This window comes from Streptomyces coelicoflavus, from assembly GCF_003112555.1.
GTDB classification, from domain to species: Bacteria; Actinomycetota; Actinomycetes; order Streptomycetales; family Streptomycetaceae; genus Streptomyces; species Streptomyces coelicoflavus.
Map to the genome: position 1 here is coordinate 249,053 of NZ_BEWB01000005.1, position 26,771 is coordinate 275,823.

Annotated in this window: 26 protein-coding genes and 1 pseudogene; 10 read left to right on the top strand and 17 right to left on the bottom strand. The window is 73.7% G+C overall.

Going from position 1 to position 26,771, the window contains the following annotated elements; all coding sequences use genetic code 11:
- Positions 1-360: 360 nt before the first annotated feature.
- The 4 genes and pseudogenes from Sco07f_RS12930 to Sco07f_RS12945 form a co-directional block, all read right to left on the bottom strand.
- Positions 361-2,134 (bottom strand): annotated as a pseudogene (locus tag Sco07f_RS12930) (glycoside hydrolase family 15 protein).
- A gap of 10 nt (positions 2,135-2,144) precedes the next feature.
- Positions 2,145-2,993, bottom strand: coding sequence for a polysaccharide deacetylase family protein (locus Sco07f_RS12935; RefSeq protein WP_108987918.1), 849 nt, complete (start codon positions 2,991-2,993; stop codon positions 2,145-2,147).
- Positions 2,994-3,119: 126 nt separating this feature from the next.
- Positions 3,120-4,028 carry a DMT family transporter gene (locus Sco07f_RS12940; protein ID WP_054102786.1) on the bottom strand — a complete coding sequence of 303 codons (909 nt, stop codon included), beginning with the start codon at positions 4,026-4,028 and terminating at the stop codon, positions 3,120-3,122.
- Positions 4,029-4,044: 16 nt separating this feature from the next.
- Positions 4,045-4,899, bottom strand: coding sequence for an SDR family NAD(P)-dependent oxidoreductase (locus Sco07f_RS12945; RefSeq protein WP_007446944.1), 855 nt, complete (start codon positions 4,897-4,899; stop codon positions 4,045-4,047).
- A 252-nt stretch (positions 4,900-5,151) separates the two neighbouring features.
- On the opposite strand from Sco07f_RS12945, the gene Sco07f_RS12950 reads away from it, so the two are divergent.
- The 3 genes from Sco07f_RS12950 (at position 5,152) to Sco07f_RS12960 (ending at position 7,272) form a co-directional block, all read left to right on the top strand.
- The gene (locus Sco07f_RS12950) at positions 5,152-6,279 is read left to right on the top strand and encodes an MGDG synthase family glycosyltransferase (RefSeq protein ID WP_167468098.1); all 1,128 of its coding nucleotides are present in this window, start codon (positions 5,152-5,154) and stop codon (positions 6,277-6,279) included.
- Between the two features lie 71 nt (positions 6,280-6,350).
- On the top strand, positions 6,351-6,764 hold the full coding sequence (locus Sco07f_RS12955; RefSeq protein WP_108987920.1) for a DUF2267 domain-containing protein: 414 nt from the start codon (positions 6,351-6,353) through the stop codon (positions 6,762-6,764).
- A gap of 16 nt (positions 6,765-6,780) precedes the next feature.
- Entirely contained in the window at positions 6,781-7,272 is a 492-nt protein-coding gene (locus Sco07f_RS12960) for a DUF1360 domain-containing protein (RefSeq protein WP_007446933.1), read from the top strand.
- A gap of 57 nt (positions 7,273-7,329) precedes the next feature.
- Here the strand turns inward: Sco07f_RS12960 and Sco07f_RS12965 are convergent, their stop codons facing one another.
- The gene (locus Sco07f_RS12965; protein ID WP_007446942.1) at positions 7,330-7,728 is read right to left on the bottom strand and encodes a DUF5997 family protein; all 399 of its coding nucleotides are present in this window, start codon (positions 7,726-7,728) and stop codon (positions 7,330-7,332) included.
- Between the two features lie 58 nt (positions 7,729-7,786).
- Between Sco07f_RS12965 and Sco07f_RS12970 the strand changes: the two genes are divergently transcribed.
- Positions 7,787-8,635 (top strand): LysR substrate-binding domain-containing protein, encoded by an 849-nt coding sequence (locus Sco07f_RS12970; protein WP_108987921.1) that lies wholly within the window; start codon positions 7,787-7,789, stop codon positions 8,633-8,635.
- 76 nt (positions 8,636-8,711) lie between these two features.
- On the opposite strand, the gene Sco07f_RS12975 is transcribed toward Sco07f_RS12970, so the two are convergent.
- From Sco07f_RS12975 to Sco07f_RS12985, 3 genes are all read right to left on the bottom strand, one after another.
- On the bottom strand, positions 8,712-9,452 hold the full coding sequence (locus tag Sco07f_RS12975; protein ID WP_007390123.1) for a DUF4142 domain-containing protein: 741 nt from the start codon (positions 9,450-9,452) through the stop codon (positions 8,712-8,714).
- An 84-nt stretch (positions 9,453-9,536) separates the two neighbouring features.
- Entirely contained in the window at positions 9,537-10,229 is a 693-nt protein-coding gene (locus tag Sco07f_RS12980; RefSeq protein WP_167468099.1) for an HAD family hydrolase, read from the bottom strand.
- A gap of 29 nt (positions 10,230-10,258) precedes the next feature.
- Positions 10,259-10,735, bottom strand: a complete 477-nt coding sequence (locus Sco07f_RS12985) for an Lrp/AsnC family transcriptional regulator (RefSeq protein ID WP_003977712.1) — start codon at positions 10,733-10,735, stop codon at positions 10,259-10,261.
- A 218-nt stretch (positions 10,736-10,953) separates the two neighbouring features.
- Between Sco07f_RS12985 and Sco07f_RS12990 the strand changes: the two genes are divergently transcribed.
- Together Sco07f_RS12990 and Sco07f_RS12995 are read left to right on the top strand one after the other, a co-directional pair.
- Entirely contained in the window at positions 10,954-12,444 is a 1,491-nt protein-coding gene (locus Sco07f_RS12990) for an FUSC family protein (protein ID WP_108987922.1), read from the top strand.
- A gap of 116 nt (positions 12,445-12,560) precedes the next feature.
- Entirely contained in the window at positions 12,561-13,598 is a 1,038-nt protein-coding gene (locus Sco07f_RS12995) for a lactonase family protein (protein ID WP_108987923.1), read from the top strand.
- Between the two features lie 125 nt (positions 13,599-13,723).
- Here the strand turns inward: Sco07f_RS12995 and Sco07f_RS13000 are convergent, their stop codons facing one another.
- The 5 genes from Sco07f_RS13000 to Sco07f_RS13020 form a co-directional block, all read right to left on the bottom strand.
- Entirely contained in the window at positions 13,724-14,650 is a 927-nt protein-coding gene (locus tag Sco07f_RS13000) for a sirohydrochlorin chelatase (protein ID WP_007388140.1), read from the bottom strand.
- Positions 14,651-14,788: 138 nt separating this feature from the next.
- The gene (locus tag Sco07f_RS13005) at positions 14,789-15,769 is read right to left on the bottom strand and encodes an N-acetylglucosamine kinase (protein WP_108987924.1); all 981 of its coding nucleotides are present in this window, start codon (positions 15,767-15,769) and stop codon (positions 14,789-14,791) included.
- On the bottom strand, positions 15,766-16,443 hold the full coding sequence (locus tag Sco07f_RS13010; RefSeq protein WP_087792171.1) for a uracil-DNA glycosylase: 678 nt from the start codon (positions 16,441-16,443) through the stop codon (positions 15,766-15,768). The genes Sco07f_RS13005 and Sco07f_RS13010 overlap by 4 nt, the downstream gene beginning before the upstream one ends.
- A 70-nt stretch (positions 16,444-16,513) precedes the next feature.
- Entirely contained in the window at positions 16,514-17,668 is a 1,155-nt protein-coding gene (locus Sco07f_RS13015; RefSeq protein WP_042822041.1) for a WD40/YVTN/BNR-like repeat-containing protein, read from the bottom strand.
- An 81-nt stretch (positions 17,669-17,749) separates the two neighbouring features.
- Positions 17,750-19,471 carry a DNA alkylation response protein gene (locus Sco07f_RS13020; RefSeq protein ID WP_108987925.1) on the bottom strand — a complete coding sequence of 574 codons (1,722 nt, stop codon included), beginning with the start codon at positions 19,469-19,471 and terminating at the stop codon, positions 17,750-17,752.
- Between the two features lie 102 nt (positions 19,472-19,573).
- Here Sco07f_RS13020 and Sco07f_RS13025 point away from each other — a divergent pair, with 102 nt between their 5' ends.
- A complete protein-coding gene (locus Sco07f_RS13025) occupies positions 19,574-20,326 on the top strand; it encodes a PaaX family transcriptional regulator C-terminal domain-containing protein (protein WP_087793081.1) in 753 nt (250 codons plus the stop codon).
- Positions 20,327-20,330: 4 nt separating this feature from the next.
- Here the strand turns inward: Sco07f_RS13025 and Sco07f_RS13030 are convergent, their stop codons facing one another.
- Both Sco07f_RS13030 and Sco07f_RS13035 read right to left on the bottom strand, forming a co-directional pair.
- A complete protein-coding gene (locus Sco07f_RS13030) occupies positions 20,331-21,131 on the bottom strand; it encodes a pectate lyase (RefSeq protein ID WP_108987926.1) in 801 nt (266 codons plus the stop codon).
- A gap of 197 nt (positions 21,132-21,328) precedes the next feature.
- Positions 21,329-22,408, bottom strand: a complete 1,080-nt coding sequence (locus tag Sco07f_RS13035; RefSeq protein WP_108987927.1) for an NADH:flavin oxidoreductase/NADH oxidase — start codon at positions 22,406-22,408, stop codon at positions 21,329-21,331.
- A 140-nt stretch (positions 22,409-22,548) separates the two neighbouring features.
- On the opposite strand from Sco07f_RS13035, the gene Sco07f_RS13040 reads away from it, so the two are divergent.
- Complete coding sequence (locus Sco07f_RS13040) at positions 22,549-22,911, top strand: ArsR/SmtB family transcription factor (RefSeq protein WP_054102797.1); 363 nt, start codon at positions 22,549-22,551, stop codon at positions 22,909-22,911.
- Positions 22,912-23,110: 199 nt separating this feature from the next.
- A complete protein-coding gene (locus Sco07f_RS13045; RefSeq protein WP_054102798.1) occupies positions 23,111-23,566 on the top strand; it encodes a DUF6214 family protein in 456 nt (151 codons plus the stop codon).
- 42 nt (positions 23,567-23,608) lie between these two features.
- Here Sco07f_RS13045 and Sco07f_RS13050 read toward each other — a convergent pair whose 3' ends face one another.
- Positions 23,609-24,265, bottom strand: coding sequence for a DUF305 domain-containing protein (locus tag Sco07f_RS13050; protein WP_007446927.1), 657 nt, complete (start codon positions 24,263-24,265; stop codon positions 23,609-23,611).
- Between the two features lie 207 nt (positions 24,266-24,472).
- On the opposite strand from Sco07f_RS13050, the gene Sco07f_RS13055 reads away from it, so the two are divergent.
- Positions 24,473-25,975 carry an LVIVD repeat-containing protein gene (locus tag Sco07f_RS13055; RefSeq protein WP_108987928.1) on the top strand — a complete coding sequence of 501 codons (1,503 nt, stop codon included), beginning with the start codon at positions 24,473-24,475 and terminating at the stop codon, positions 25,973-25,975.
- Here the strand turns inward: Sco07f_RS13055 and Sco07f_RS13060 are convergent.
- On the bottom strand, positions 25,963-26,691 hold the full coding sequence (locus Sco07f_RS13060) for a TetR/AcrR family transcriptional regulator (RefSeq protein ID WP_108987929.1): 729 nt from the start codon (positions 26,689-26,691) through the stop codon (positions 25,963-25,965). The two genes, Sco07f_RS13055 and Sco07f_RS13060, sit on opposite strands and share 13 nt — an antisense overlap.
- Positions 26,692-26,771 lie beyond the last annotated feature (80 nt).

Genomic DNA, 26,771 nt, shown 5'->3' on the forward strand with positions numbered 1-26,771 from the left:
CCGGTGGCGCGCACCGGGCCCGGTGACGCCTGCGGGGGCCCAGCGGTCCTGCGTTCATCCGGCCTGCTGGGCCTGCTGGGCCTGCTGGGTCTGCTGGGCCCACCGAGTCCGCCCAGACGGCAGGGCCTGTCGAGTCCGCCGGGGCCTGCCGGCCTGTCGAGTCCGCCGGGGCCTGCCGGGCCGCCGAGTCCGCCAGGAGGCCCGGCCCGCTGGACGACCGTCCTAGCCCCGGGGTCGAGCCCGCCGCCCGGTTCAGGTGGCGGGCCCGGCCGCGCGTGATGCACCGCGGCGGACGCGTGACGTCGCCGGATGCCGGCGTACGGCCCGCCGCGGGGACGGCCCCGGGCGGGTGCCCGAAGGTCAGGGCAGCTTCGACTCGTCGGCCAGGCGCACCGCGCACTCCAGCATCATGGCGTGCACGAAGGCCTGCGGGAGGTTGCCGCGGAGCTGGCGCTGGCGCACGTCGTACTCCTCGGCGAACAACCCGGGCGGTCCGCAGGCCGCCCGGGTGCGCTCGAACCAGCGGAACGCGCCGACCCGGTCGCCGACGCGGTGCGTGGCGAGCGCCATCGTGAAGCCGCAGAGCAGGAAGGCTCCCTCCGCCTCCCCGAGCGACTTGCCGGGATGCTCGAAGCGGAACAGGTAGCCGTCCTCGGCCAGGCGGGACTCGACGTACGCGCGGGTGGCCGCGTCGTGGTGGTCCCCGAAGGTGCAGCCGCGGGCCATGGGCACCAGCAGCGCGGCCTCGGGCCCGTCGTCGTCCTCGGCCCGCCGCCAGCGGCCGTCGGGGAGCAGGCACCGGCGCCCGGTCTCCCGCAGCACCGTGTCGGCGAGCTCGGCGCACCGGCGCCCCGCCTTCCCGGGCAGCACCTCGGCCATCCGGCGCAGACCGCACACCACGCTCAGCCTGGAGTGGGTCCACCACCGGTCCTCGAGCTCCCACAGACCGGCCTCCGGCTTCAGCCACTGCCGTTCGACCACGTCCACGGCGACCACCGCGGCCCGTTCCGCCTCCTCGGTCAGCCGGTCGTGCGCGGCCGCCGCGGCGAACAGTTGCAGCGCCTCGCCGAAGGTGTCCAGCTGGAACTGCGCGCCCGCGTCGTTGCCCACGTGGTCGTTGCCCCCGGGATAGCCGGGCAGCCGCAGGGAGCGCTCGTGCCCGACCGGTCGGCCGTCGACCGTGTACGCGGGACGCACCTCGTCGCCGTCCGCGAGGATGCGCTCGGCGACGAAACGCACGGCGTCGTCGACGAGCGGGTGCGGGCCGTGCGCGGCGATGGCGAGACCGGCGTAGCACTGGTCGCGCAACCACGCGTAGCGGTAGTCGTAGTTGCGCCCGCTGTTGGCCCGCTCCGGCAGGGACGTGGTGGCCGCGGCGACCATCCCGCCGGAGACGCTGGTCAGGCCGCGGAGCACGGCGTACGCGTGCCGTGCGTCGCGGGGCGCGACCAGCCGCGAGCAGTCCGGAACCGTCCGCCGCCACTCCCGTTCGGTGGCCCGCCACAACGCGTCGGCGTCGAGCGGCTCTGTCTCCCGTCCGGTCGACAGTTCCAGGACGAGGTCGTGCGTCTCGCCCTCACGCAACCGGAAGTCGCCGCACAGCCCGGACCCGTCCCGCCACACCGCGTCCGGCGCTCCGGCGAGCCGCATCCGCAGGTTCGCCGCCTCGGCCGTCCACACGCCGTGCTCCCGCCGGGGCTCGCGCATCCGGGCCGTACCGAAGCCGGGCCGCGGATCCAGGTCCAGGTCCAGCCGGGCCTCGCCCCGTTCCACCCGCATACGGCGCAGCAGCACGAGCCGGTCCGTACGGGACGGCAGGGCCAGGGCCTCGCGGCACTCGATCACGCAGCCGGCGGTCACCCACCGGCTCACCCGGATCAGCGTGCCCTCCTCGTAGGAGCCGCCCCAGACGTGCCAGGGGTCCGCGGGCTCCACGGTGAAGTGACCGGCTCCGCCGATCAGCGCGGAGAACACCGCGTCGTCGTGCCATCGCGGGGCGCACAGCCACACGATCCGGCCCCGGGGGTCCAGGACCGCACCCCGCTCGCCGTCGGCGAGTACGGCGTACTCGCAGCGCCCACGGCGGGCACGACGTGTCCGGTGCCGCCGCCCGCTGATCGTCGCTGTCCTTCATGACGCTACGGCTATCCCGGCGCCGGCGACCGAAACGGTGCGCTCCGCACGGTCCACCCGCTTCGCCCGGCTCCCGGCTCCTCCCCGGCTCCCGGCTCGTCCCCAGCTCCCGGCTCCTCCCCGGTCGGGCCCGTCCCGTGCTCGCCCAGCGGGCCCACCGCGAGACCCGCCTCGTGGCAGTCGCGCACGATGCCCGGCAGCGCGCCGAGCGCGGCCCGCCAGCTTCCCGGCGCGGAGGCGTGGTCGGTGTCGTGGAGGAGGACCGTGCCGCCGCCGCGCAGGTCCGCCGCGACGGTCGCGCGCACCGAGGCGGGCGTCGCGTCGTGCCGCCAGTCCTTGCCCCACGCCGTCCACAGCACCGGCCGCAGCCCGGCCCGGCGGGCGGCCGCCCAGCGTCCGGAGGTGAGGATGCCGTAGGGCGGCCGGTACCAGAGGGGCCGCCGGCCGGCCACCTCGCCCACCGCGTGGGCGGCACGAGCCAACTCGCGCGCGTCCCGGGCCGGCGAAGGCCACCAGGGGCGGTCGTGCGTCCATCCGTGGACGGCGAGTTCGTGTCCGCGCCGGACCAGCTCACGGGCCACCGCCGGATGCCGTACGGCATTCTCGCCCAGGACGAAGAACGTCGCCCGTACCCCTAGTCCGTCGAGTGCGTCGAGGAAGTGCGGCGTGGACGCCGGATCCGGGCCGTCGTCGAAGGTGAGGGCGACATGACCCGGGCTGCCCTGCCCGGCCAGTCCGGGGAACCGGCGCCGGCGCAGGCCGGGGAGCCAGGTCGCGGCCGGGCCGATGTGGGCCAGGGCGACGGCGGCGACCGGCGCGGCGACGTATCCCGCCCGCCCGGCGGAAATCTTCTGGCGCATGGGTGGCCCCTCCGGCCGTCTCGGTCTACCGGCCTCGGTCGACTGGTCTTGGGCATCGGGTCCCGGCTCGCTGGCTCGGCTCGCTGGTCCCGGCCCGTCGGTCCCGGCTCGTCGGTCTCGGTCGGCTCATCGCCGCGCCGCGCGCTCGGGACCGTCCCGTGCCGCCGTGGCGGTGTCCCAGGCGCCGTGGACCGAGGGAGCGCGGGCCAGTCCGACGCTGCCGAGGCCGATCAGGGCCACGCCGATCAGCTCGGGCAGCACCCGCACCCCGAGCAGGATCTCCTCGCCGAACAGGGCCCAGCCCAGCGCGACGCTGGTCAGCGCGTCGCCGAGGGTCAGCGCCGGCTGCGAGGCCGCCAGGGTCCCCGCCCGCAGGGCGCTCTGCAACAGCAGGAAGCTGACCACACCCACCACCGCCGTCGCGTACGGCGGCCACTGGGTCAGCACCTCGCCCACCCCCTGGGGGAGCCGTCCGGTGAGCTCCTTGAGCAGCGCCGCCGTGCCCCCGAATCCCACCGCGGAGGCCGACCCGAACAGCGCCGCGCGGGCCGCGCCGTGCACCATGCTGCCGACCGAGGCGAGGACCGTGATCAGTACGAACAGCGCCAGCCCCGCCCAGATCCACCGGCCCCCGGTCGCGGTGTCGTGGCCGGGCGCCGGAGCGGCGGAGCCCAGGAACAGCGCGAGCCCCACGGCCAGGGCCGCGAACGCCAGCCAGGTGCGCGAGTCCGGACGCCGGTGGAAGACCGCACTGCCCACCACCAGCGTGAACAGCAGTTCGGTGGCCATCAGCGGCTGTACGACGGCCAGGCTGCCCACCGCCAGCGCGGACGCCTGCAACACCGTCGTCAGCGCGAGCAGCGCCGCCCCGCCGACCCAGTACCGGTCGCGCGTCATCCGCAGCAGCGAGCGCAGCGCCGTGTGCCTGGCCCCGGTCCGGTCCTCGTCCTGCGCCGCGGCCCGGCGCTGAAGCACCGACGCCGCCGCGTTGGACAGCGCGGCGAACAGGGCGAGGACGACGGTGAGAACACTCACCGCGGCGGGCTCCCGGTCATCCGAACCGCGCGGCCAGCCGCCGGTACAGGCCCGGAGCCGCGCCCCGTACGCGGCACGGCAGACGCAGCCACGAGGGCACGTACACCTCGTCCCGGCCGCGTACCACCGCGCTGCGCACCGCGTCGGCCACGAGCTCCGGAGGCACCGGACGTGGCCTGGACCGCCGGTAGGGAGTGCCGCGACGCTCGAAGAACGGTGTGTCGACGACGCCCGGCACCACGTGGGTGACCCCCACGCCCGTGCCGCGCAACTCGTAGCGCAGCGAGTCGGCGAAGGCGCCGACCGCGGCCTTGGCGGCGGAGTACACGGCCTCGTCGCGCACCGCGACACTGCCCGCCAGCGATCCGATGAGCACCACCCGCCCGGTACCCGCAGCCACCATGCCCGGCAGCAGCAGCCGCACCAGGCGCAGCGTGGCCAGCACGTTGATGTCGAACACCTCGTCGATGGTGTGCGGGGGCATGTCCAGGAACTCCCCGGCCCAGCCCACCCCGGCTCCGGCCACCAGCAGGTCAACCGGGCCGGACGTGGCCGTGGTGAAGTCGGTGAGCTGCCGGTCGGCTCCGGGAAGGGTGAGGTCCGCGGCGAAGGCGGTGGCCGAGGTGTCGTCGGCGACCTGACGCAGCCGCACCGGGTCGCGTCCGGTGAGCACCAGACGCCAGCCGTCCTCGTCACCCAGCCGGCGGGCCACGGCCGCGCCGATGCCGGAGGACGCCCCCGTCACGAGCGCCGTGCGGGTCCGCGTGCCCCGGTCCGCCACGGGCCGGGGCCGGGGCCTCGCGTGGTCCGCGTCGGGGGCGACGACCTGCGGTCCGGGTACGGACCGGGGACGGGAGAACGCATGGACCATGAGGACCACCTTGGCTCGGGGCGGGCACCGGGGACCGTCCGACCGGGCGGTCGGCTCCGGCGTCCGGCCGGACGGGCGGTCACGGAGTATCCCCGACAGGGCATCCGAAACGCCCTGATGCGCGGTGGTTTGGAACCCCGCACGTCGGCAACCTGGTCCGCTGTGCACCCTCGCAGCCCGTCAGCGCCCCAGCCGTCCGGTGCTCCGAGCGGCCCGCACGGCGGCAGACGTCTGCTGGTGGTCAGCGCCAGCATGGGCGCCGGTCACGACACGGTCGCCGCCGAACTGGTCCGCCGGGCGCGCGAGCGCGGCGACACCGCCCAGACCGTCGACGTCCTCGCCCTCCTGCCGTACGGCCTGGGCACCGTCCTCAGGTGCCTCTACCGCGGGTCGGTACGGCACTTCCCCTGGGCGTACGCCGGCGTGTACCGGCTCTTCCTGCGTCCCGGCCCGGGACGCCGCCCCAGCGGTACGCCCCTGGCCAGGCTGGCCGGGGGCAGACTGCGCGAGCTGGCCCGGCGCACGGGCGCGGACGTCGTCGTGCCCGTCTTCCACCTGGGCGCCCAGCTGACCGGCCACCTCCGGGACCGCGGGCTGCTGCCCGTGCCCACGGCCGTCCTGGTGATCGACTTCGAGGTGCACCGGCAGTGGCTCCATCCCGGCAACGACCACTACCTGTGCCTCACCGAGGACGCGGCGCGCGAGGCGCGGGGGAGTACCGGACGGCCGGCAGAACGGTGCGGCCCCGTCGTGGCACCGGAGTTCTTCGCCGGCTCCACCGGTGCCCCGGGGACGGCCGGGTGGCGGGACGTGTTCGGCCGACTCGGTCCCGGGCGGCCCGCCGTGGTGCTGTCCGCCGGTGCCTGGGGCGTCGGCTCGCACCTGGACGCCACGGTCCGGCTCCTGACCGACCACGGCTTCCTGCCGGTCGTGCTCTGCGGCGGCAACCGGCGGCTGCGCCGCACGCTGTCCGGCGCACCGGGCGTCCTCGCCCTGGGCTGGGTGACGGACATGCCCGGCCTGCTCCACGCCGCCCGGGCGCTGGTCGACAACGCGGCCGGGCAGACCGCCGTACAGGCGCTCGCCGCCGGACTGCCGGTCGTGGGCCACCGTCCCCTGCCCGGCCACGGCGCCGACGGGGTGCGGCGGATGGCCGCGCTGGGCGTCTCCGAGGTCGCCGAGGACGAGGCCGAGCTGCTGGGCGCGTTGCGGCGGCTCACCGCACCGGGCCCGGCGCGGGAGCAGCGGATCGCCGCCGGACACGCGCTGTTCACCGAGAACGGGGACGCCCTGACCCTGGTGACCGACGTCGCCGACGGGTCCCGCGCACGCGTACGACGCCGGGAGCGCGCCTACGGCCGTGATGCCCGTACCGGGTGAGCGCCTCCGTTTTCCCGGCCGAGCCCAGGGCACCCGCCCCGGAGCGCGAACCGGCACAAGGAGGCGACGTCGTGCGGCTCGACGAATTCCTCACCCGGGTCCGCGACCGCGGTGAGTTCCACAGCGACGACGAGGCAGAGCAGGTCACCATGGCCGTCCTGTGGGTGATCGCGTCCCGCGTCACCCCGGAGGAGGCCGCCGGTCTGGCCGACGGCCTGCCCGCACCACTGGACGACGCGCTCCGGCCGGAACGCGGGCGTCCCGAGTCCTTCGGTCGCCAGGAGTTCCTGCGGCGGGTGGCCCAGCAGACCGGCGCCCGGCCGCGCACCGCCGAATGGGACGCCGGTGCCGTGCTGGCCACGCTCGCCGAAGCGGTGCCCCGCGAGCGCGTCGACCGTCTGCTCTCCCACCTGCCCGCGGACTGCGCCGACCTCTTCGGCGGCCCGGTACCCCACCGGGAGCGCCCCACCGGAGCATCCCACTGAGATCGAGGAGACACCCATGACGGACGTTGAGCAGCGCTACGCCGACGGGGAGGAAACGCCCCTCGCCGGATACGCGGCGCTCGCGACGACCTTCGCGGCGAGCGCCGGTGTGTTCGCGGTCACGGCGTGGCGCCGTGGGGTCCGGCTGCCGGACACCGTGCCCGCCTGGGACGTGGCCCTGCTGGGAACGGCGACGTTCAAGGCCTCCCGGCTGCTCACCAAGGACAAGGTCACCAGCTTCCTGCGGGCGCCGTTCACCAGCCGGGAGGGTCACGGCAACGCCAACGAGGTGATGGACGCCGGGCGCGGCACCGGTCTGCGCCGCGCCGTCGGTGACCTGATCTCGTGCCCGTTCTGCACCTCGGCCTGGGTGGCCGGCGGACTCGTCGGCACCTACGCCGTCGCGCCCCGGGCGGCACGGCTGCTGTGCGCGGGCCTGAGCGCGGTCGTGGTGTCGGACTGGTTGCAGTACGCGTGGAGCCTCACGGCGCAGAAGGCCGAGGAGTGAGGGGCGAGGAGTGAAGGCCGAGGAGTGAGCGGGAGAACCGCGGGGCAGGGCCGCCGGTCAGTCGCGCTCGGCGCGTTCCGCCCGCTCGGCGTGCAGCTTCTTCACGCGGACCGCCTCCTTGCGCACGTCGGCCTGCACGGCCTGCTCGCGCTCCAGCCACTCCGGGCGTTCCTGCTTCAGCGCGTCGATCTGCTCCGTGGTGAGCGGCTCGGAGACCCCGCCCCGGTGCAGGCCCGCGATGGAGACGCCCAGCTTGGCCGCCACCACCGGGCGCGGGTGCGGACCGTCGCGCCGCAGCTCGCGCAGCCACTCGGGCGGGTCGGCCTGAAGCGCGTTCAGTTCGGCGCGCGTGACGACGCCCTCCCGGAACTCGGTGGGTGTGGCCTCGAGGTACACACCCAGCTTCTTCGCCGCGGTCGCGGGCTTCATGGTCTGGGTGTTCTGGTGCGACGTCATGCCGTCAAGGGTATCGATCGTGTGAGTGGCTCCCGACCACGCCCGGTAACCTGGCCGGGTGACAGGCTCGGAAGCTCCCCCCTCGTTCCGGCTCGCGTACGTCCCGGGGGTGACGCCCGACAAATGGGTGCGCATCTGGAACGAGCGGCTGCCGGACGTCCCCCTCTCCCTGACCCAGGTCCCCGCCGCCGGGGCGGGCGGTGTGCTGCTGGACGGCGACGCCGACGCCGGGCTGCTGCGGCTGCCCGTCGACCGGACCGTGCTCAGCGCCATCCCGCTCTACACCGAGACCACGGTCGTGCTCATCCCCAAGGACCACCTCGTCACCGCGGCCGACGAGGTGACCGTCGAGGACCTCGCCGACGAGATCGTGCTGCACCCCCTGGACGACGTCCTCGGGTGGGAGAGGCTGCCGGGCCGGCCCGCGCTGGAACGTCCGGACACCACCGCGGACGCCGTCGAACTGGTGGCGGCCGGGATCGGCGTGCTGCTCGTGCCCCTGTCGCTGGCCCGGCTGCACCACCGCAAGGACCTCACCTACCGCACGGTCACGGACGCCCCCGAATCGGGCGTGGCCCTGTGCTGGCCCGAGGACGCGCACACGGACCGGGTCGAGGACTTCATCGGCATCGTCCGGGGCCGGACCGTCAACAGCACCCGGGGCCGGCAGCCCGAACCGACGCGTTCGAAGGACGGGCGCGCGGAGGCGAGCACCCCGGCACGCCGCAAACCGGCGGGCGGCAGGACGGGCGGCGGCAGGACGGGCGGGTCGGGCGCCGCGGGCGGAAAGGCCGGCGGAAAGCAGACCGGCGGTGCCGCCCGGCGCGGCACGGGTGGCAACCGCCGGGGCGGAAGCACCGGCAAGGGCAAGGGCGGTGGCCGCGGCGGCAGGCCGCACCACCGCTGACCCCGCCCCCCCGCACCACCGCTGACCCGGCCCCCCCGCGGGCGACCCCGTCGGCGCACCGCCGGCGGGCGGACCGTCAGCGCACCGTCGGGCTCGGTGACGGTGCCGACGTGTTGACCTCGAGCCCGGGCGGCGCGGTGAGCGAGAGCACCGGTTCGCCCGGCTGCGGAGCCGGCGGCGTCAGCTGCACCTTGGGCAGGCTGGGCGGGGCGGTCTGCTGGAAGTTGACCTGGTCGAAATTGACCAGCCCGGTCTTCTCCAGCACGGTGATGTGGTCGAGGACGGTGTCGTTGGCCTGGTCGGCGAGCTGCCGCACCAGGGAGTTCTTGGTGTTGGCGCGGATCTTGGCGATGGCCGGGAAGATCTGGCCGTGCGTGATCCGCATGATGTTGACCGCGGTGGTGTCGAACTGCTTGCCCCGGGTCCCGTCCACGGTCGACACGAACTGCTGCTGCTGGGGAGACGCCAGGTTGGGCAGGGTGATGCCCAGCTCCGGCGCGATCCTGCGGCAGGTGGCGTCCAGCCGGGAGTGGCCGACGACCAGGTGCTCACCGGCCTCCCTCATCTCGGGTGACGTCCCCCGTTCCATGGCCATGAGTCCCAGCGGGTGCTCCCACAGCCCCGCGGCACGCACCTTCACCACGAAGTCCCGGTCCTGCTCGGTGAGCGGCCCGTACCGGGTGTTGGTGACGATCCGGGCCTGGTCGTTGCCCGCGTTCTGCACCCCGAGCATGGTCGGGTAGGCGAGTGCGGTGAGAGTGAGGACCAGGGCACCGGCCACGAAGGCGGTCCCTGCCGTGGTGCGCGTGACGCGCATCGTGCCTCCCGGGGGCGAAGACAGGCTCGGACACCAGGGGGTACGGATACGGGCGGAGTTCTGATCACCGTTCCGGGCAGTTGCTCAATTCTTTTCCCCTCGCGCCAGCCAGTCGTAGGCCGCCCGCGCGGTGAACTCCTCCTGGCCCCCGCGCAGCAGAAGGCCCGCGGTGGCGAACTCCGGGGCGTCGGCCTGGTCCGCGACGTACGGGATCGCGATGCAGCGCATCCCCGCCGCGTGCGCGGCGGCGGCTCCGGGAGCGGCGTCCTCCAGGACCACGCAGCGGGCCGGTTCCGCCCCCAGCCGGCGGGCCGCCTCCAGGAACACGTCGGGGGCCGGCTTGCCCCGCGCGACCTCGTCGGCCGACACGACCGTGCGCAGGTGCGCGTCCAGGCCGGTGCGGGCGAGGATCGTCCCGATCGCCTCGGGCGACGAACCCGACGCCACCGCCATCGGTACGCCCTCGTCCGCCAGCAGCTCGACGAACCTCCGCATCTCGGGGTACGCGCGGGCCGAGGTGCGGGCGATCCCCAGGTAGTGGCGGTTCTTGACGGCGAGCAGTTCCCCGACCGTGGCCCGCAGGCCGTACCGGCGCTTCCAGTCGGCGACCGTCTCCCGGGTGCTGATGCCCACGTACGCCTCGTGGTCGGCCCAGGTGAAGTCCGCAACGCCGTACTCGGCGAGGGTGCGCCGGCCCGCTTCGTAGTAGTTCGGCTCGCTGTCCACGAGGGTTCCGTCGAGATCGAAGACGACCGAGATGCCGCCGAGTGCGCCCATGGTGCTCATGGTGTCCAGGATGCCAAGGATCACCTGCGGGCCGAGCGTCCGATCGACTCCACCAGCGGAAGCAGCCGGTGCGGCACCCGCTCGCGCAACGCCACCTCGCTGCGGGTGCGGACCACGCCGGGCAGGCTGATCAGCTTCTGCACCACGTCCTCCAGGTGCGCGTTGTCGCGGGCCACGACGCGGGTCAGCAGGTCCCCGCCGCCGGTGATCGAGAAGGCCTCGACGATCTCCGGCACCGCCGCCAGCGCCTCGCCCACCTCGTCCAGGTGTCCCTGGGTGACCTCGATGTGCACGAACGCGAGCACCGGGTGGCCCAGGGCGGCGGGGGAGAGGGACGGGGCGGTGCCGGTGATCACGCCGTCCCGCTCCAGCCGGTCGAGGCGGGCCTGGAGGGTGCCGCGGGCGATCCCGAGGAGGCGGGCGTACTCGCGCACGCTGGTGCGCGGCTGCTCGAGCAGCAGCCGCAGGATGCGGGTGTCGAGCTCGTCGACGGCCATCGCGGGTCCGGCTCCTCTCATCGGCCATTGGCTCTCCGATGGCCGCAGGCATGCCGTGATCAGTGTACCAATGGCCCAGTGTCTCAGCGACGAGTTGAGCCACTGGTGGAAAAGGTGCTCCTATGGACGCGTCGATGGCGCTGCGGACCCCGCGGCGCCTTTTGCATGCGGTGACTTCCGGGCCAGTGGGCGTGAGTGAGCGAGGGGGCGGTAATCAAGTGCTGAAGAAGGTGTTCGTGAGCCCGGACCCGGGACGGTCCCGGCTGCGGTTCGCCGCCCGGGCCGTCCTCGGCATCGGGCTGGCCGTCGTGGTGTGCGGGATGGCCGGTACCTCCCTGATCGGCGCGATCATCGGCGGCCTCGCCGCCCTGCTCGCGCTGTTCACCGTCACCGACGCCACCGTGCGCGGCCAGGCCGTCACCACCGCGCTGCTGCCGGTCGCCGGGCTGCCCGTGCTCACCGCCGCCGCCGCGCTGCACGACCTGCCCGTGGCCCGTGACCTCACCTTCCTCGCCGTCGTCGGCGCCGGCGTGTACGCGCGCCGCTGGGGGCCGCGCGGGCACAGCCTCGGCGTGTTCGCCTTCATGACCTTCTTCATCGCCCAGTTCCTGCACGCCACCACGGACCGGCTGCCCGAGATGTACGCCGCCGTCCTGCTGTCCGTGGCCGCCGCCGCGGCGGTGCGGTTCGGCCTGTGGTGCTACGAGCGCCGCCGGCCCGCGCCTGCCGTCCCCGCGCCGCCCGCCGGCACCGGGCTGGCCCGCATCACCACCCGGCAGGCCGTGCAGGCCACCGCGGGCGCGGGCTTCGCCCTGGTCGTGGGCCAGCTGGTGTCCGGGGACCGCTGGTACTGGGCCGTAGGCGCCACCTGGTGGGTGTTCGTCAACACCACCTCGCGCGGCGAGACGCTGGTGCGCGGCTTCCGCCGCGTCCTCGGCACGGTCGTCGGCATCGGCCTGGGCTTCCTGATCGCCGTGCCGGTGGCCGGGGCTCCGGTGCCCACCGCCGTGCTCGCCGCCGCCTGCGTGTTCGGCATCTTCTACAGCGCCGCGGTCTCCTACACCTGGATGATGCTCTGCGTGACCCTGCTCGCCGAGCTGCTCTACGGCCTCCTGGGCTTCCTCAGCCCCGGCCTGCTCGCCCTGCGGCTCGCCGAGACCGGCGTGGGCGCGCTCGGTGCCGCGCTCGCCGTGCTCTTCGTCCTGCCGGTCACCACGCACGCCGTCACCGACGTCTGGATCCAGCGGGCCCTGCACTGCGTGCACGCCTGCACCGCTCAGGCCGCCGCCCGCCTCGCCGGTACGGAGGGCGCCGACCCGGCGGCGCGCGTGGCGGAACTGGAGCAGCTGCTCGGCCGGGTACGGCTGTCCGTCGCTCCGCTCGTGCACCCGCTGAGCCCCATGTACGGCCGCAGGCGGCGGGCCCGCCGGGTCCTCGACCTGCTCGACGACTGCGCGCGGGAGATCCGCGGCCTCGTCGCCGTCGCCGCCGACCCCGAAGCCTCGCACGACGCCCGGCTGGCCGCCGCCTGCTGGCGTGTCGAGGCCGCGGTCGAGGCACTCACCGGCGGGGGCACTGTCCCCGCCCGTACGGGCGGACCGCGCGCCGCCGAACCCGCCCTGGCTCACCTCCACGACCTGGAACACGCCCTCGCCGAACTCGCCGCGCCCCTGCGCAGCCCCTCCGGTTCGCGCCTGGCCGGCGCCTGACCCGTCGTACCCGTCGTACTCGCGACACCCGTTTGGTCTAGACCGCAAGTGATCGACTGCTACCGTCGCTCCCGGGCGTCGATCGGTTCGGTCGGTCAGTGACGAGAGGGGCAGCGGTGACGGACGGTGGCAGGCGGCAGCGGCGGGCATTCATCGGTTCGTTCACGGCGGCCGGCGGCCCCGGGATCCTGACGGCGACCGTCGCCCCCGACAGCGGCGCCCTCACGGTCGTGAGCGGCACGGACGGTCTGGCCGACCCGTCCTACCTGGCCCTGGCACCCGACGGCGACACGCTCTACGCCGTCAGCGAGACGGCCGAGGGCGCGGTGGCCGCCTATGGCGTGAGCGGGGACAGGCCCGAGCCCACCGGGAGGCCGGTGCCCGTCGAGGCCGCCGGACCGACTCACCTGTGCCTGTACGCCGGGCACGTGCTGACCGCCAACTACGGCTCCGGCACCGTCACCGCCGTGCCGGTCCGCGCCGACGGCACCCTCGCCCGGTCCGCGTCCGGCGTCCTGCGGCACACCGGCTCGGGACCGCACGCCCAGCGGCAGCAGGGACCCCACGCCCACCAGGTACGGCCCGACCCCAGCGGGCGATGGGCCGTCAGCGTGGACCTGGGCACCGACTCGGTGCGGGTCTGCACCCTCGCCGACGGTGTCCCCGCCGTGCACCGGGAGATCGCGCTGCGCCCCGGCTCGGGACCGCGGCACCTGGCCTTTCACCCGGACGGCTCCCACGCCTACGTCGTCAACGAACTGGCGCCGACCGTCACCGTCTGCCACTGGGACGCCGCCGACGGCGCCCTCAAGCCCCTCACGGAGGTGCCGGTGCTGCCGGGGGCCCCGGCGGGCGACGCCTACCCGTCCGGCATCGCCGTCTCGCCCGACGGCCGCTTCGTGTGGACCGCGACCCGAGGCGAGGACGTCCTGTCCGTGTTCGTCGTGGAGCCGGACGGGCTGCGCCTGGCCGCCACCGTGCCCTGCGGCGGCCACTGGCCCCGCGACATCACCGTGTCGGAGGGTTTCCTGTACGCGGCCAACGAACGCTCCGGAGACGTGACCTGGTTCGCCCTGGACCCCACCACCGGCATCCCCCGCCGCACGGGTTCCCTGCCGGTCCCGGCAGCCTCCTGCGTGATCTTCGCCCCGTAGCCGCGGGCAATCGTGCCTCCCCCGGTGCCCGAATCGACCGGCGGCGCCACAACGCCGAAGGGGCCCGCTCCTCTCTCGGAGCGGGCCCCTTCACCAACAGCCGGACATGCGCGCGCACGCGCACGTCACTGAACCGGCGCCCCCTGCGCCTGCTGCGGCGAGATGCCGAGCGCCGTCGTGTACTTGGCCAGCGCCAGCTTGCCGATCGCCGGGTACGGACCGAGCGGCTCGGCGGTGGAGCAGCCCGCCTCCTTGGCCGCCTCCTCCAGCACGGACGCCTCGATCTCCGGACCGATCAGATACGGCGCGAGCGCCAGCTGCTGCGAGCCCGAGGAGCGCAGCTGCTCGGCCACGGACGCGATCGAGCCCTCCTCGTCCAGCGCCGCCGCGATCACCGGCACGGCGAGACGCGCGGCGAGCAGCATGCCGGTGATCCCGGCCGCCTGGACGGCCTCGTCACCGCCGACGGAGGCCAGGATGATGCCGTCCGCGGCGGTCGCCACGGTGAACAGACGGGCACGGTCGGCGCGGGCGAGGCCTGCCTCGGAGAGCCGCACGTGCAGCGCCTCGGCCAGCAGCGGGTGCGGGCCGAGCACGTCGGTCAGCTCGGCCGCGATCCTGCTGTCCATGACGGCCTGCCGGATCCGGCGCAGCAGCGCGTTGTCCGGCCCGGCGAGCAGCGGCACGACGACCGCGACGGGGCCCTCGGGCTCCTTCACGTCCAGGCCGGCGGCGCGGGCCTGCTCGAAGCGGGCGGTGCGCTCCTCGGCGGCCCGCACGAGCACGGCGGACAGGGAGGGGAACTCGGTGTCGTCGTCCCCGTCGAGGTGACCGATCCGGGCGTCGAGCCCGGGCAGCTCGGAACGGGCGATGCTGATGACCTCGTCGGCGAGGCTTCGGGTGGCGCTGCTGGGCGTCCCCGGCACCGCGAGGACAAGCGCCGGCGCGCCCTCGGGAGCCACCAGTGGTTCGGGACGGCGGTGCCGTCCGGGCTGGCGGGGGCGCGGCATTCGTACTGGCAGGCCGGACGCGGGCCCAGTGGGGGAGCTCATGGCGCCGCATGTTACTGGTTTCCGGGGTTTCCCTGTTCGGGGAGGGTGCAGGTGAGCGGTATCCGTCCGGTTTTGTCTGATGAGTGACGTACGGATCGGCCGACATCGGCACGATTCACCTCGCCGGCGGACCACTTCTCAGCCGCCCGGCACACGCGTCACCCACAGCATTCCGTCGTCACCCGGAAGCGTGAGCGAGCCGGCCGCGAGGTCGGTCGCGATCCGCACCGAGCCGTCCAGCGGATCACCCTCCGCGGTCGTGCGCCGCGCCTGCGGCAGCCGCTTCGCCAGCTCTTCCCCCAGCGGCACGAGCAGCGGGTCGCCCATCCGCAGCAGCCCGCCGGTGACCGCGACCCGGGGCTCGCCGCCGGCCGGGCAGACCGCGGCTGCCGAGTCGGCCATGTGCCGTGCGGCGGCCCGCAGAATGCCCGCGGCGACACGGTCGGCGGCCGCGCAGGCGGCCACCTCGGGAGCGAAGGAGGCGAGGACGGCGGGACGGTCGGAGCGCGGATACACCTGCCCGGGCAGCCCCGCCGCCGGACCGAACCGGGCCTCGGCCCGGGCCAGCAGCCGCGTGGAACCGCCCTCCCGCCCGTCATGGGCGCGCAGCGCCGCCTCCAGACCGGCCCGCCCGATCCAGGCACCGCTGCCGCAGTCGCCGAGCAGGTGTCCCCAGCCGTCCGCCCGGTGCCAGCGGGACAGGTCGGTGCCGACGGCGATCAGGCCGGTACCGGCGGCCACCACCGCCCCCGCCCGGGGACCCAGGGCGCCCACGTACGCGGTCACGGCGTCGGCGGCCAGCGCGACCGTCCGCACGCCCAGCTCCCGGGCCAGCGCGCCCGGCAGTTCGGCGCGCAGGGCGTCGCCCAGCGTGGCCAGCCCGGCGGCGCCCACGACGACGGTGCCGAGCCGGGCGACGCCCGTCTCCTCGGTCAATGCCCTGGCCATGGGCAGCAGTTGCGCCAAGAGGTGGCCGGGGTCGATCCCGCGCGGACCGGTGCGAACGGGCTCGCGCGAGACACGCCGGCCCAGCGGACCGGGGTCGCCGCCGACGGTGCCGACGACGACCCGCAGCCCCGAACCGCCGGAGTCCACGGCCAGGAAGCCGACGCCGCTCACGGCAGACGCCAGTCGACCGGCTGACCTCCCAGACGCATCAGCAGGTCGTTGGCCCGGCTGAACGGACGTGAACCGAAGAAGCCCCGGTCGGCCGACATCGGGGACGGGTGCGCCGACTCGACCGCCGGCAGGTCACCGAGCAGCGGCCGCAGATTGCGGGCGTCGCGGCCCCAGAGGATGGACACCATCGGCTTGCCGCGCGCCGCGAGCGCGCGTATCGCCTGCTCGGTGACCTCCTCCCAGCCCTTGCCACGATGCGCCGCGGGCTTGCGCGGGGCCGTGGTGAGCGCCCTGTTGAGCAGCAGCACACCCTGCTGTGTCCAGGGCGTCAGGTCTCCGTTGGAGGGCTGCGGGAGGCCCAGGTCGGCGTTCAGCTCACGGAAGATGTTCACCAGGCTGCCGGGCAGCGGGCGCACCTCGGGCGCGACGGAGAACGACAGCCCGACGGCGTGTCCCGGGGTGGGGTACGGGTCCTGTCCGACGATCAGAACCCGTACGTCGTCGAACGGCTGCTGGAACGCCCGCAGGACGTTCGCCCCGGCCGGCAGGTAGGTGCGTCCGGCGGCGATCTCCGCGCGCAGGAACTCACCCATCGAGGTGATCCGTCCGGCGACGGGTTCCAGGGCCTTCGCCCAGCCCGCTTCGACGATTTCATTCAAGGGTCGTGGTGCCACGGGCGTCACCCTACTGCCGTACGGGTGACGCCGATCAACCGGTGGCCAAGGCCGGTCCCCCCGGTCCGGTTCACCCGACGACCGCCGCCCGCACGCACAGCACGTCCGGCAGGTGGGAGGCCAACTGCCGCCAGCTGTCGCCGTCGTCGGCCGACGCGAAGACCTCGCCGTTGCGGTTGCCGAAGTAGACGCCCGCCTGCTCGGCGTCGTCCGTGGACAGCGCGTCGCGCAGCACCGTGCCGTAGTGGTCCTCCTGGGGCAGGCCCGCCGAGAGGGGCTCCCAGCTCTTGCCCGCGTCCGCGGTGCGGAAGACCCGGCACCGGTGGTCCGCCGGGACCCGGTCGGCGTCGGCGTTGATCGGGAAGACGTACGCCGTGTCGCCCCGGTGCGGGTGGGCGGCCACCGCGAAGCCGAACGTCGAGGGCAGGCCCTCGCCGATGTCCGTCCAGTGCGCGCCCGCGTCGTCGCTGCGGTACACCCCCCAGTGGTTCTGGAGATACAGCCGGTCCGGATTGGCCGCGTCGCGCGCGACCTTGTGCACGCACTGGCCGAACTCCGGGTCGGGGTCCGGCAGGAAGACGGCGGAGACCCCCGAGTTCGACGGCGCCCAGCTCGCGCCGCCGTCGGCCGTGCGGAACACGCCCGCGGTCGAGACGGCGACCGTCACCGACCGCGGATCGCGCCGGTCGGTGAGGACGGTGTGCAGCCCCTCACCGCCACCGCCCGGCACCCACTTCGACCGCGTGGGGTGCTCCCACAGCGGGCGGACCAGCTCGAAGCTCTCCCCGCGGTCCTCCGAGCGGTACAGCGCCGCCGGCTCCGTGCCCGCGTACACCACGTCCGGCTCGGCGGCCGCCGGGTGCAGCTGCCACACCCGCTCCAGCGAGGCGCCGGTCTCCTTGGGGAACCTGACGGCGGGCGCGGCCGGTTCGGTCCAGGTCCGGCCCAGGTCGTCGGAGTGGAAGACCGACGGTCCCCAGTGCGCGCTGTCGCCCCCGGCCAGCAGCCGCGGGGTGTCGCCGCGGGTGTCGAGGGCGACCGAGTAGACCGCCTGTGCGTTGAAGTAGGGACTCTCGTCGAACTCCCAGGTGCCACCCCGCCGGCGCCCGATGAACAGGCCCTTGCGGGTGCCCACGGCGAGCAGTACCTCGGTCATGCCGATCACCTCCGCGGCGTCCTGGTCGACGCCTTCGTCTCGGACACGGGCCAGTCTGCACCCAGCCACTGACAGTCACCCCTGGAAAGGGCTTCGCCCCAGGTCAGGACGGTGATGTCGAGCCCGCGGAGGTGTCCGCGCGCGGTCCGGTCAGCCCTCGCCCGGCAGCGCCCGCGCCAGGATCCCGTCGAGATCGGCCGTGTCCGGCAACGTGCCGAAGGAGTGCCCCCAGTCGCCGCCCAGCCGGGTCGCGCAGAAGGCGTCGGCGACGGCGGGCGGGGCGTGCCGGACCAGGAGGGAGGCCTGGAGGGTGAGGGCCATCAGTTCCACCAGCCGGCGGGCACCGGTCTCGGACGCCTCGGTGAGTCCCGACTCCAGCCGGGCCGCCGCGGCGTCCAGCCGGGCGTCGGCCCCGCGCGCGAGGGCGAGTTCGCCGAAGAGGGCGTGCGCCGAGGCGGGGGAGCGGCCGAGCGCTCGCAGCACGTCGAGGGCGTTGACGTTCCCCGAGCCCTCCCAGATCGACAGCAGGGGTGCCTCGCGGTAGTGGCGGGGCATGCCCGACTCCTCCACGTAGCCGTTGCCGCCCAGGCACTCCAGGGCCTCCGCGGTGAACGCCGGCCCCCGCTTGGTCACCCAGTACTTGCCGACAGCGGTGGCGATCCGCCGGAACGCCGCCTCCCCGGTGTCGCCGCGCACGGCACGGTCGGCCGCACCGGCGAGCCGCAGCGTGAGCGTCGTCGCGGCCTCGGACTCCAGGGCGAGGTCGGCCAGGACGTTGCGCATCAGCGGCTGGTCGACCAGCCGGGCACCGAAGGCGCTGCGGTGCCGTACGTGATGGCCGGCCTCGACGAGGGTCTTGCGCATCAGCGTCGCCGAGGACATCACGCAGTCCAGCCGGGTGCAGTTGACCATCTCGATGATCGTCTTGACGCCCTGCCCCTCCGGCCCGACCAGCCAGGCCACCGTCCCGTCGAACTCGGGCTCCGAGGAGGCGTTGGACCGGTTGCCGAGCTTGTCCTTCAGACGCTGGATCCGGAAGGTGTTCCGCGTACCGTCGGGCAGCACGCGCGGCACCAGGAAGCACGACAGGCCGCCGGGCGCCTGGGCCAGCACCAGGAACACGTCGCACATCGGCGCAGACGTGAACCACTTGTGCCCACGCAGCGTGTACACGCCCGGCTCGGCGGTCGCGGTGGCCGTCGTGGTGTTGGTCCTGACGTCCGAGCCGCCCTGCTTCTCGGTCATCCCCATGCCGGCCAGCAGACCGCGCTTGTCCGCGGGCGTCCGCAGCCCCGGTTCGTACTCCCGGGAGGTCAGCAGCGGCTCGTAGACCTTCGCCAGCTCGGGCTGGGCGCGAAGTGCCGGGACGGCCGCGTACGTCATCGACGTCGGACACCCGTGCCCCGCCTCCGTGTGCCCCCAGACGAGTCCGCCGGCGGTGCGCGCCACGTGGGCGCCCGCCCGGCCGTCGGCCCACGGTGCCCCGGCCAGGCCCTCGCCGACCGCCACCCGCATCAGGTGGTGCCAGCTCGGGTGGTACTCGACCTCGTCGATCCGGTTGCCGTACCGGTCGTGCGTGCGCAGCACGGGCTCGTGGCGGTTGGCGAGGTCGCCCCACTCCTGCGCCTCGACGCTCCCCGCCCGCCGGCCCAGCCGCCGCAGACCGTCCTCGGCCCACCCGGCGCCCTCCCGCCGCACGCCTTCCAGCAGGGCGGTGTCGTCCGACGCGTCGTAGGGGGCCACGGGGGGCGGCTGATTGGTGACGTCGTGCGTCGCGTAGCCCTCCGGACCGTTCCAGGGCTCCTCGGACGGCTCGGACGGCTCGTACGGCTCGTACGGCTCGTACGGCGGCTCCTGCGCGCGTGTGGTCATGGCCCGAGTGTTGCACTATCTCTGCGGCCGCAGCAATAGTGCAACACGGTCGGCGCACGTACAGTACGTGCCCATGTGGACGAACGACACCTGCGCGCGCTGATGAGCGGTTCCGAGGTCTCCGGCGGGCTCGTGCCGCGTCCGCTGTCCGCGCGGTCGGTGATCCTGAGCCTGCTGCTCGGCACCCACCCCCCGGAGCTGCCGGGGCGGGAGCTGGTGCGGCTCGTGGAGGGATTCGACGTCGGCGCCTCCACCGCGCGGGCGGCGCTCAGCCGGATGGCCGCCGCCGGGGACCTGAGGCGCACGGAGACCGGCTACCGGCTCAGCGAACGCCTGCTGGAGCGCCAGCGGCGCCAGGACGAGGCGCTGCGCCCGCACACGCGCGCGTGGGACGGCGACTGGGAGACGCTCGTGATCACCGCGACGGGGCGCGGCCCCGCCGCCCGAGCCGAGCTGCGCGCCCGGCTGACCGCCCTGCGCCTGGCCGAACTCCGCGAGGGCGTGTGGCTGCGTCCCGCCAACCTCGACCGCCCGCTGCCCACCGCTCTCGACCGGGTGGCCGAGCGGCTCGTCTCGCGCCCCGGTTCCCCTGCCGCCGAACTGGCCGCTCGCCTGTGGCCGCTGGGCGACTGGGCGGACACGGCGCGGGCGCTGCTCGCCCACGTCGGCGGGGCCCGGCGCCCGGCCGGCCGGCTCACCGCCTTCGCGGCCGTCGTGCGGCACCTGCTCGAGGATCCGGTACTGCCCGCGGAGCTGCTCCCGCCCGACTGGCCGGGGGCGGCCCTGCGGGACGCCTACGCGCGGTACCAGCGGGAGCAGTCCGGACAGGTCCGGGCGTACGACGCCCGGACCTGACGCGTCACTTGTAGGTGATGTCGGACGAGGAGTACTTGCAGTGGGTGCCGTCGGCGCCCGAGCCGTTCGAGTCCGGCTCGTCGCCGTCGTCGTTGCCGATGTACTTCTGGCACGGGACGATCTTCTTGCCGCTGTCCCCGACGATCGTGATGTTGCGCAGGGTCGCGCTGTCGCCGTAGTTGGTGTTGATCCCGGCGATCCGGCCGCCCTTCCAGTTCACCTCGATGCCGCTGAGGTTGATGGTGCGCTTGTGCTGCGTCGAGCAGTTGCCGCAGGACCGGACGAAGGTGCCGAAGTTCTTGACGGCGAATCCGGAGACGTTCAGCGTTCCGGCGCCGTTGAACTGGAACACCTTGTCGTCGGCCTCCTTGGCGCCGCCGCCCGAGACCGTGTACACGTTCGACGAGGAGGAGCCCCGGAAGGTCGCCGCGTCCTCGCCGACGTCCTCCCACCAGACGTTCTGGAGCGTGCAACTGCCCTTGCAGTGGACGCCGTCCGCGGCGGGGGCACCGATGATCACGTTCTTCAGGACGGCGCCGGGAGCCAGTTCGAGGATCGGTCCCTGGTCCTCGTCCTGGCCGCCCGAGCCCAGGTCGCCGGTGCCGTACAGGCGCTTCATCCCGTAGTCCTTGGTGCCGGAGACCGGAATGGTGGAGGAGACGCCTTCGCTGCCGTTCGGGGTCGGCCACGTGGCGGCCTGTGCCGAGGAGGCGCCGGAGGTCATGAGCATGCCAACCGCCAGACCGAATGCGCCCAGTGTGCCGGTCACCGCGCGTCGCGTGCGCGGTCGTGTCGCAGGGGTCATGTTCTGGTCCCTTCCAGAGGGAGTGGGGGTGGAACGGAACATGTACGTGGACGTCGTGCGTCATCATGACCGAGAGCGCGAACACGCGGCCCCACTTGTGGGGAAGAGTGGAGCCGCGGTGTTCGCGACGGTCATGCTGATGGACGGACCGTAGAGGGTAAGCGCTTTCTAGTCAACGGCTCGGGCGGCCGTCCGCCTCACATGCCCCAGCCGTACTGCTCCGGCATCCGGGTGTCCGCGCCGAGCTCCCGCGCCGCGTGCTGGGCCCAGGACGGGTTGCGCAGCAGCTCGCGGCCCAGCAGCACCGCGTCGGCCTCGCCGTTGGCCAGGATCTTCTCGGCCTGCTCGACCTCGGTGATCAGGCCGACGGCGGCGACCGGCAGCGCGCTCCCGGCCTTCACGCGTGCGGCGAACGGGACCTGGTAGCCCGGCCCGGTCGGGATCCGGACGCGCGGGACGTTGCCGCCGGTGGAGACGTCGAGGAGGTCGATGCCGTGGGCCCGGAGGTCGCCGGCGAGGCGGACGGTGTCCTCCGGCGTCCAGCCGCCCTCCTCCAGCCAGTCGGTCGCCGAGACGCGGAAGAACAGCGGCTTGTCGTCGGGCCAGACCTCCCGTACGGCGTCGACCACCTCCAGGGCGAACCGGGTGCGGTTCTCGTACGAGCCGCCGTAGGCGTCGGTGCGGTGGTTCGAGTGCGGCGACAGGAACTCGTGGATCAGGTACCCGTGGGCCCCGTGGATCTCGGCGATCTCGAAACCGGCGTCCAGCGCCCGGCGTGCCGCGTCCGCGAACCGGCCGACCACTTCCTGGATCTGCGGGACCGTCAGCTCGGTCGGTACCGGGTGCCGCTCGTCGAACGCGAGCGCGCTGGGGGCCAGCGGCTGCCAGCCGTACGCGTCCGGTCCCACCGGCGCCCCGCCCTTCCAGGGCTGCGCGGTGGAGGCCTTCCGGCCCGCGTGGGCCAGCTGGACCGCGGGGACCGTGCCCTGGGAGCGCAGGAAGCCCGTGATCCGGCGGAATGCCTCTACCTGCGTGTCGTTCCACAGTCCGAGGTCCTGCGGGGAGATGCGGCCCTCGGGCGACACGCCGGTGGCCTCCACCACGATCAGGCCGGTGCCGCCCACCGCGCGGGCGCCGTAGTGCGCGAAGTGCCAGTCGCCGGGCACGCCCGTCGAGGGGCCTTCGGGCGCGGCCGAGTACTGGCACATCGGCGGCATCCAGACCCGGTTCGGGATCGTGGTGTCGCGGAGCCGGAGGGGCTCGAAGAGGGCGCTCATGGCGGGCTGCTCCCTGGGTCGCGGGACGGGACGGCTCGTACGGTAACTCTCGTAGTACGTCGGGTGTCAAACTACGGCGTCCTTCGTACAATGGGAACCCCGCCCGACCGGTGGGGTGCCCCCGACCGACTGGAGCCGCCGTGACCCCCGTCGCCACTGCCGCCGGCACCCGCGAGCTGCCCCACCCGACGCGTGCGGAGATCCGGCTCGAAGGGGTGCTGCACGCGCTCTCCGACCCGGTGCGGCTGCGGATCGTGCGGGACCTGGCCGCCGACGGCGGAGCACTCTTCGCCTGCTCGTACTTCGACCTGCCGGTCACCAAGTCCACCACCACGTACCACTTCCGGGTGCTGCGCGAGAGCGGTGTGATCCGGCAGACCTACCGCGGTACGGCAAAGATGAACGGTCTGCGCAGGGACGATCTGGACGCCCTCTTCCCCGGGTTGCTCGACGCCCTGCTGGCCGCAGCGGCACGGCAGGCGGCCGCCGTCGAGGGCGGCTGACGGGCGGGGGCGGCTGGCCGGCGGGGTGGGAGCCGCCTGCCCGGCGGGCCCGCTCCGCTGACAGGGTGCCGCGTCCGTTGAACGGAGCGTGTTCCGTTCGTATGGAATGTGATCATTCGGTTACGTTGCGTAGGTGCTGGAAGCATCCTTCGTTGATCGTTCTCTTCAGCTTTCCGACCGCTGTCCGGACGACGGTGAGATGTCCGTGCGCCATGCCTGGGCGGTGAGCGAGGGCGGCGTCACGACCTCGTGGTTCGACGTCCGTCTTGCCTTCGCCGACGGTGCCCGGGTGGACGCGCTGGCCGTGCTGTCCGGCCGGAGCGTGCGGGTCGAGGACGTGCGCGCCCAGCCGGCGCTGTCCCTCGACGACCTCGCCGTGCTCGCAGATTGGCTGGAGAACCCGCTGTTCGAGGCCTGTGTGCCGGCCCCCGCCGGTGGCGCGCCGGCCGCGTCGCGGCGGGCCCGGCCGGCGTGGCCGCGCGGGCGGGAGGGGCGCAGGCTCGTCGCCCAGGAGTACCGGGCGGCCCGGGCGGAGGGCGGCGACCCGGTCCTCGCGGTGATGAGCGCGACCGGGCACAGCAGGCGCAGGTCGCTCAGGCTGATCGGTCAGGCGCGCGACGAGGGATTCCTGGCGCCGCGCCGGGCGCGCCGCTGAGACGTGTCCGCGGGCCCGCGCCGCCGCCCGGCCGTCGCCGCGTCACAGCATCGCGCGCATCCGTGAGATCTCGCTCGTCTGCTGGGCGACCACGTCGTCGGCCATCTCCTCGATCAGCACGTTGTTGCCTTCGGACTTCACGTCCGTGGCCATGCTGATCGCGCCCTCGTGGTGAGTGATCATCAGGGTGAGGAAGAGCTGGTCGAAGGCCTTGCCCTCGGCCGCGCGCAGCTTCTTCAGCTGTGCCTCGGTGGCCATGCCAGGCATCGTGGCGTGGTCGTGCCCGCCGCCCGTCACCTTTTCGCCGTTGGTCTCGAGCCAGCCCTCCATCGCCTTGATCTCCGGCCCCTGTGCGGCCGAGATCCGCTCGGCCAGCTTCTTGACCTGCCCCGACCGGGCCTGCCCGGGGACCAGTTCGGTCATCTCCAGCGCCTGGGCGTGGTGCTGGATCATCATGCGCGCGTAGGAGACGTCCGCCGAGTTGGGGGAGTCGTCGTCGGCGCGCTGCTTCTCGGCGTCCTCGGCGGACAGGGTCCGGTTGCCCTCGCCCGGCTTGCCGGGGGCGATCACCGAAGGCCCGGCGGCGGCCGCCCGGCCGGTGTCCGAACCCGAGTCGCAGGCCCCCAGTGCGAGCACGGCCAGTGCCGTCATGGCGGCCGTGACGAGCGGCGCGCTGGACAACCCGGGGCGAAGGGACACGACGACCTCCTGTGGCTGGGGGCGCACCCCCGGCGGAGGGATGCGGAACACCTCGTGGGTGCGACGACCGTCCTAGCACGCTTCCGCGCGTCAGTGATCAAAAAACTTCATTGCGTGTTTGTTGCCCCCTGTTGATATGAGCATGGCGACGACGATACTGCCGGAAGCGTGAACCGTTCCAACCGGAACGGACGTTGGGAGGAAACAGTGACCCTGTTGAACGACCCGCGAGCGCGGCGCAGACGGCTGGGGGTGGCGGCCGCGGCCGCCGGACTCCTGGCCGCCCTGCTGACCGCAGGCCCGGCCGTCGCCACCCCCGACCCCGGGGACACTCCGGCCACGTCGAAGGACGTGTCCAAGAGCGCCCGCGCGGAGGTGCGCGAGGCCATCCAGAACGACGAGATACCCGGTCAGGACGAGGCAGTCCACTCCGACAACATCGAGCACCTGGCCAACATCCCCAAGGACGCGCTGTCCGGCTTCAACTCCGACCTGGCCTTCCAGGGCCGGTACGCCTTCGCCGGCAACTACGACGGCTTCCGCATCTTCGACATCAAGAACCCGAAGAAGCCGAAGACCGTCGCCCAGGTGCTGTGTCCCGGCTCGCAGAACGACATATCCGTCTCCGGGGACCTGCTCTTCCTGTCGACCGACTCCTCGCGCAGCGACAGCAGTTGCAACAGCACCACGCAGCCCGCGACCGAGAAGTCCTCCTGGGAGGGCGTGAAGGTCTTCGACATCAGCGACAAGCGGAACCCGAAGTACGTCGCCGCCGTCGAGACCGCCTGCGGCTCGCACACCCACACGCTGGTGCCCGAGCGCAGGAACGTCTACGTCTACGTCTCCTCGTACTCGCCGAACGCCGCCTACCCCGACTGCCAACCGCCGCACGACGGGATCTCCGTGATCAAGGTGCCGCGCAAGGCACCCGAGCGGGCGGCCCTCGTGGGCTTCCCCGTGCTCTTCCCCGGTGAGGGCCCCGACGGCGGCGGCAACCCGGGCGGGCCCACCAACCCGGGCGTCTCCAAGACCACCGGCTGCCACGACATCACCGTCCTGCCCTCCGAGGACCTGGCCGCCGGCGCCTGCATGGGCGACGGCATCCTGTTCTCCATCAAGGACCCCGAGCACCCGAAGGTCATCGACCGCGTCCAGGACAACGTGAACTTCGCGTTCTGGCACTCGGCGACCTTCAACCAGAAGGCGAACAAGGTCGTGTTCACCGACGAGCTGGGCGGCGGCGGCGCCGCCACCTGCAACGCGGAGATCGGCCCGAACCGCGGCGCCGACGGCATCTACGACATCGTCGGCCGGGGCGACCACCGCGAGCTGGTCTTCCGCAGCTACTTCAAGATCCCGCGCCACCAGGCGGACACCGAGAACTGCGTCGCCCACAACGGTTCGCTGATCCCGGTCAAGGGCAAGGACATCATGGTCCAGGCCTGGTACCAGGGCGGTGTCTCCGTCTGGGAGTTCACCGACTCCTCGCGGCCCAGGGAGATCGCCTACTTCGAGCGGGGTCCGCTGAGCACCGACACGATGCAGACCGGCGGTTCGTGGTCGGCGTACTACTACAACGGCTACATCTACTCGAACGACATCGCCAAGGGCTTCGACGTCCTCAAGCTCAGCGACCGGCGCACCGATCCGGCCAAGCGGGTCCGTCTGCGGGAGCTCAACACGCAGACGCAGCCGGACTACTTCGACTGAGCGGTCCGGTCCGTCCGGTCGGTCTGGTCTGGCCGGCCGGCCCGGTCCGGCCGATCCGGTACGCCGGTCGCGAAGAACCGCGACAGGTCCGGGTCGTACGACGTCCCGCCGGACGCCTCGGCGTCCGGCGGGACACCCAGCTCCCAGTCCAGCCGGTAGCGTTCGAACAACTCGGCGCGCAGTTCGGGCACCGGCATCGGCACGCCGGGCACGAGAGCCGCGAAGACGGCGCCCATCAGCTGGGCGCGCAACATCGGGTAGTCGTGGTCGACGTCCGTCGAACCGCGCCGGGCCACGGTGTCCCGCAGCAGCTCCGCCAGCCGCCGCTGCTCCGGACAGGGCACGAAACCCACCTCGGCCTGGAGCAGGCCCGCCATGTGCTGGCGCATGAGCACCGGCCGCTCCCGGGCCAGTCCGAGGATCGCGTCGATGGCCCGCGCCAGCCGCTCACGCCCGTCGGTGGTGCACGGCTCGCGCTCGAGGGCCTCCTCCAGGGTGCGGTGCATCAACCGGTGCACGGCGGACTGCACCAGCTGGCGCTTGCCGGGGAAGTAGTACGACACGAGTCCGCGCGCCGAGCCCGCCCGGTCCGCGATGTCGCCCAGCGTGGTCGCGTCGTACCCGCGCTCGCCCACGAGCTCCACGGCGGCCTGCAGGAGACGCTCCTTCGAGCGCCGCCGCAATTCTTCATTGACCGAGGCGCTGCGCGGGGACATGCTGTACTCCTGCGTTGACTGGCTACCAACCAACTATACTCGGCGCAGGCGGACGGGCCTCAGGGGCCCGCTCCGGCTAC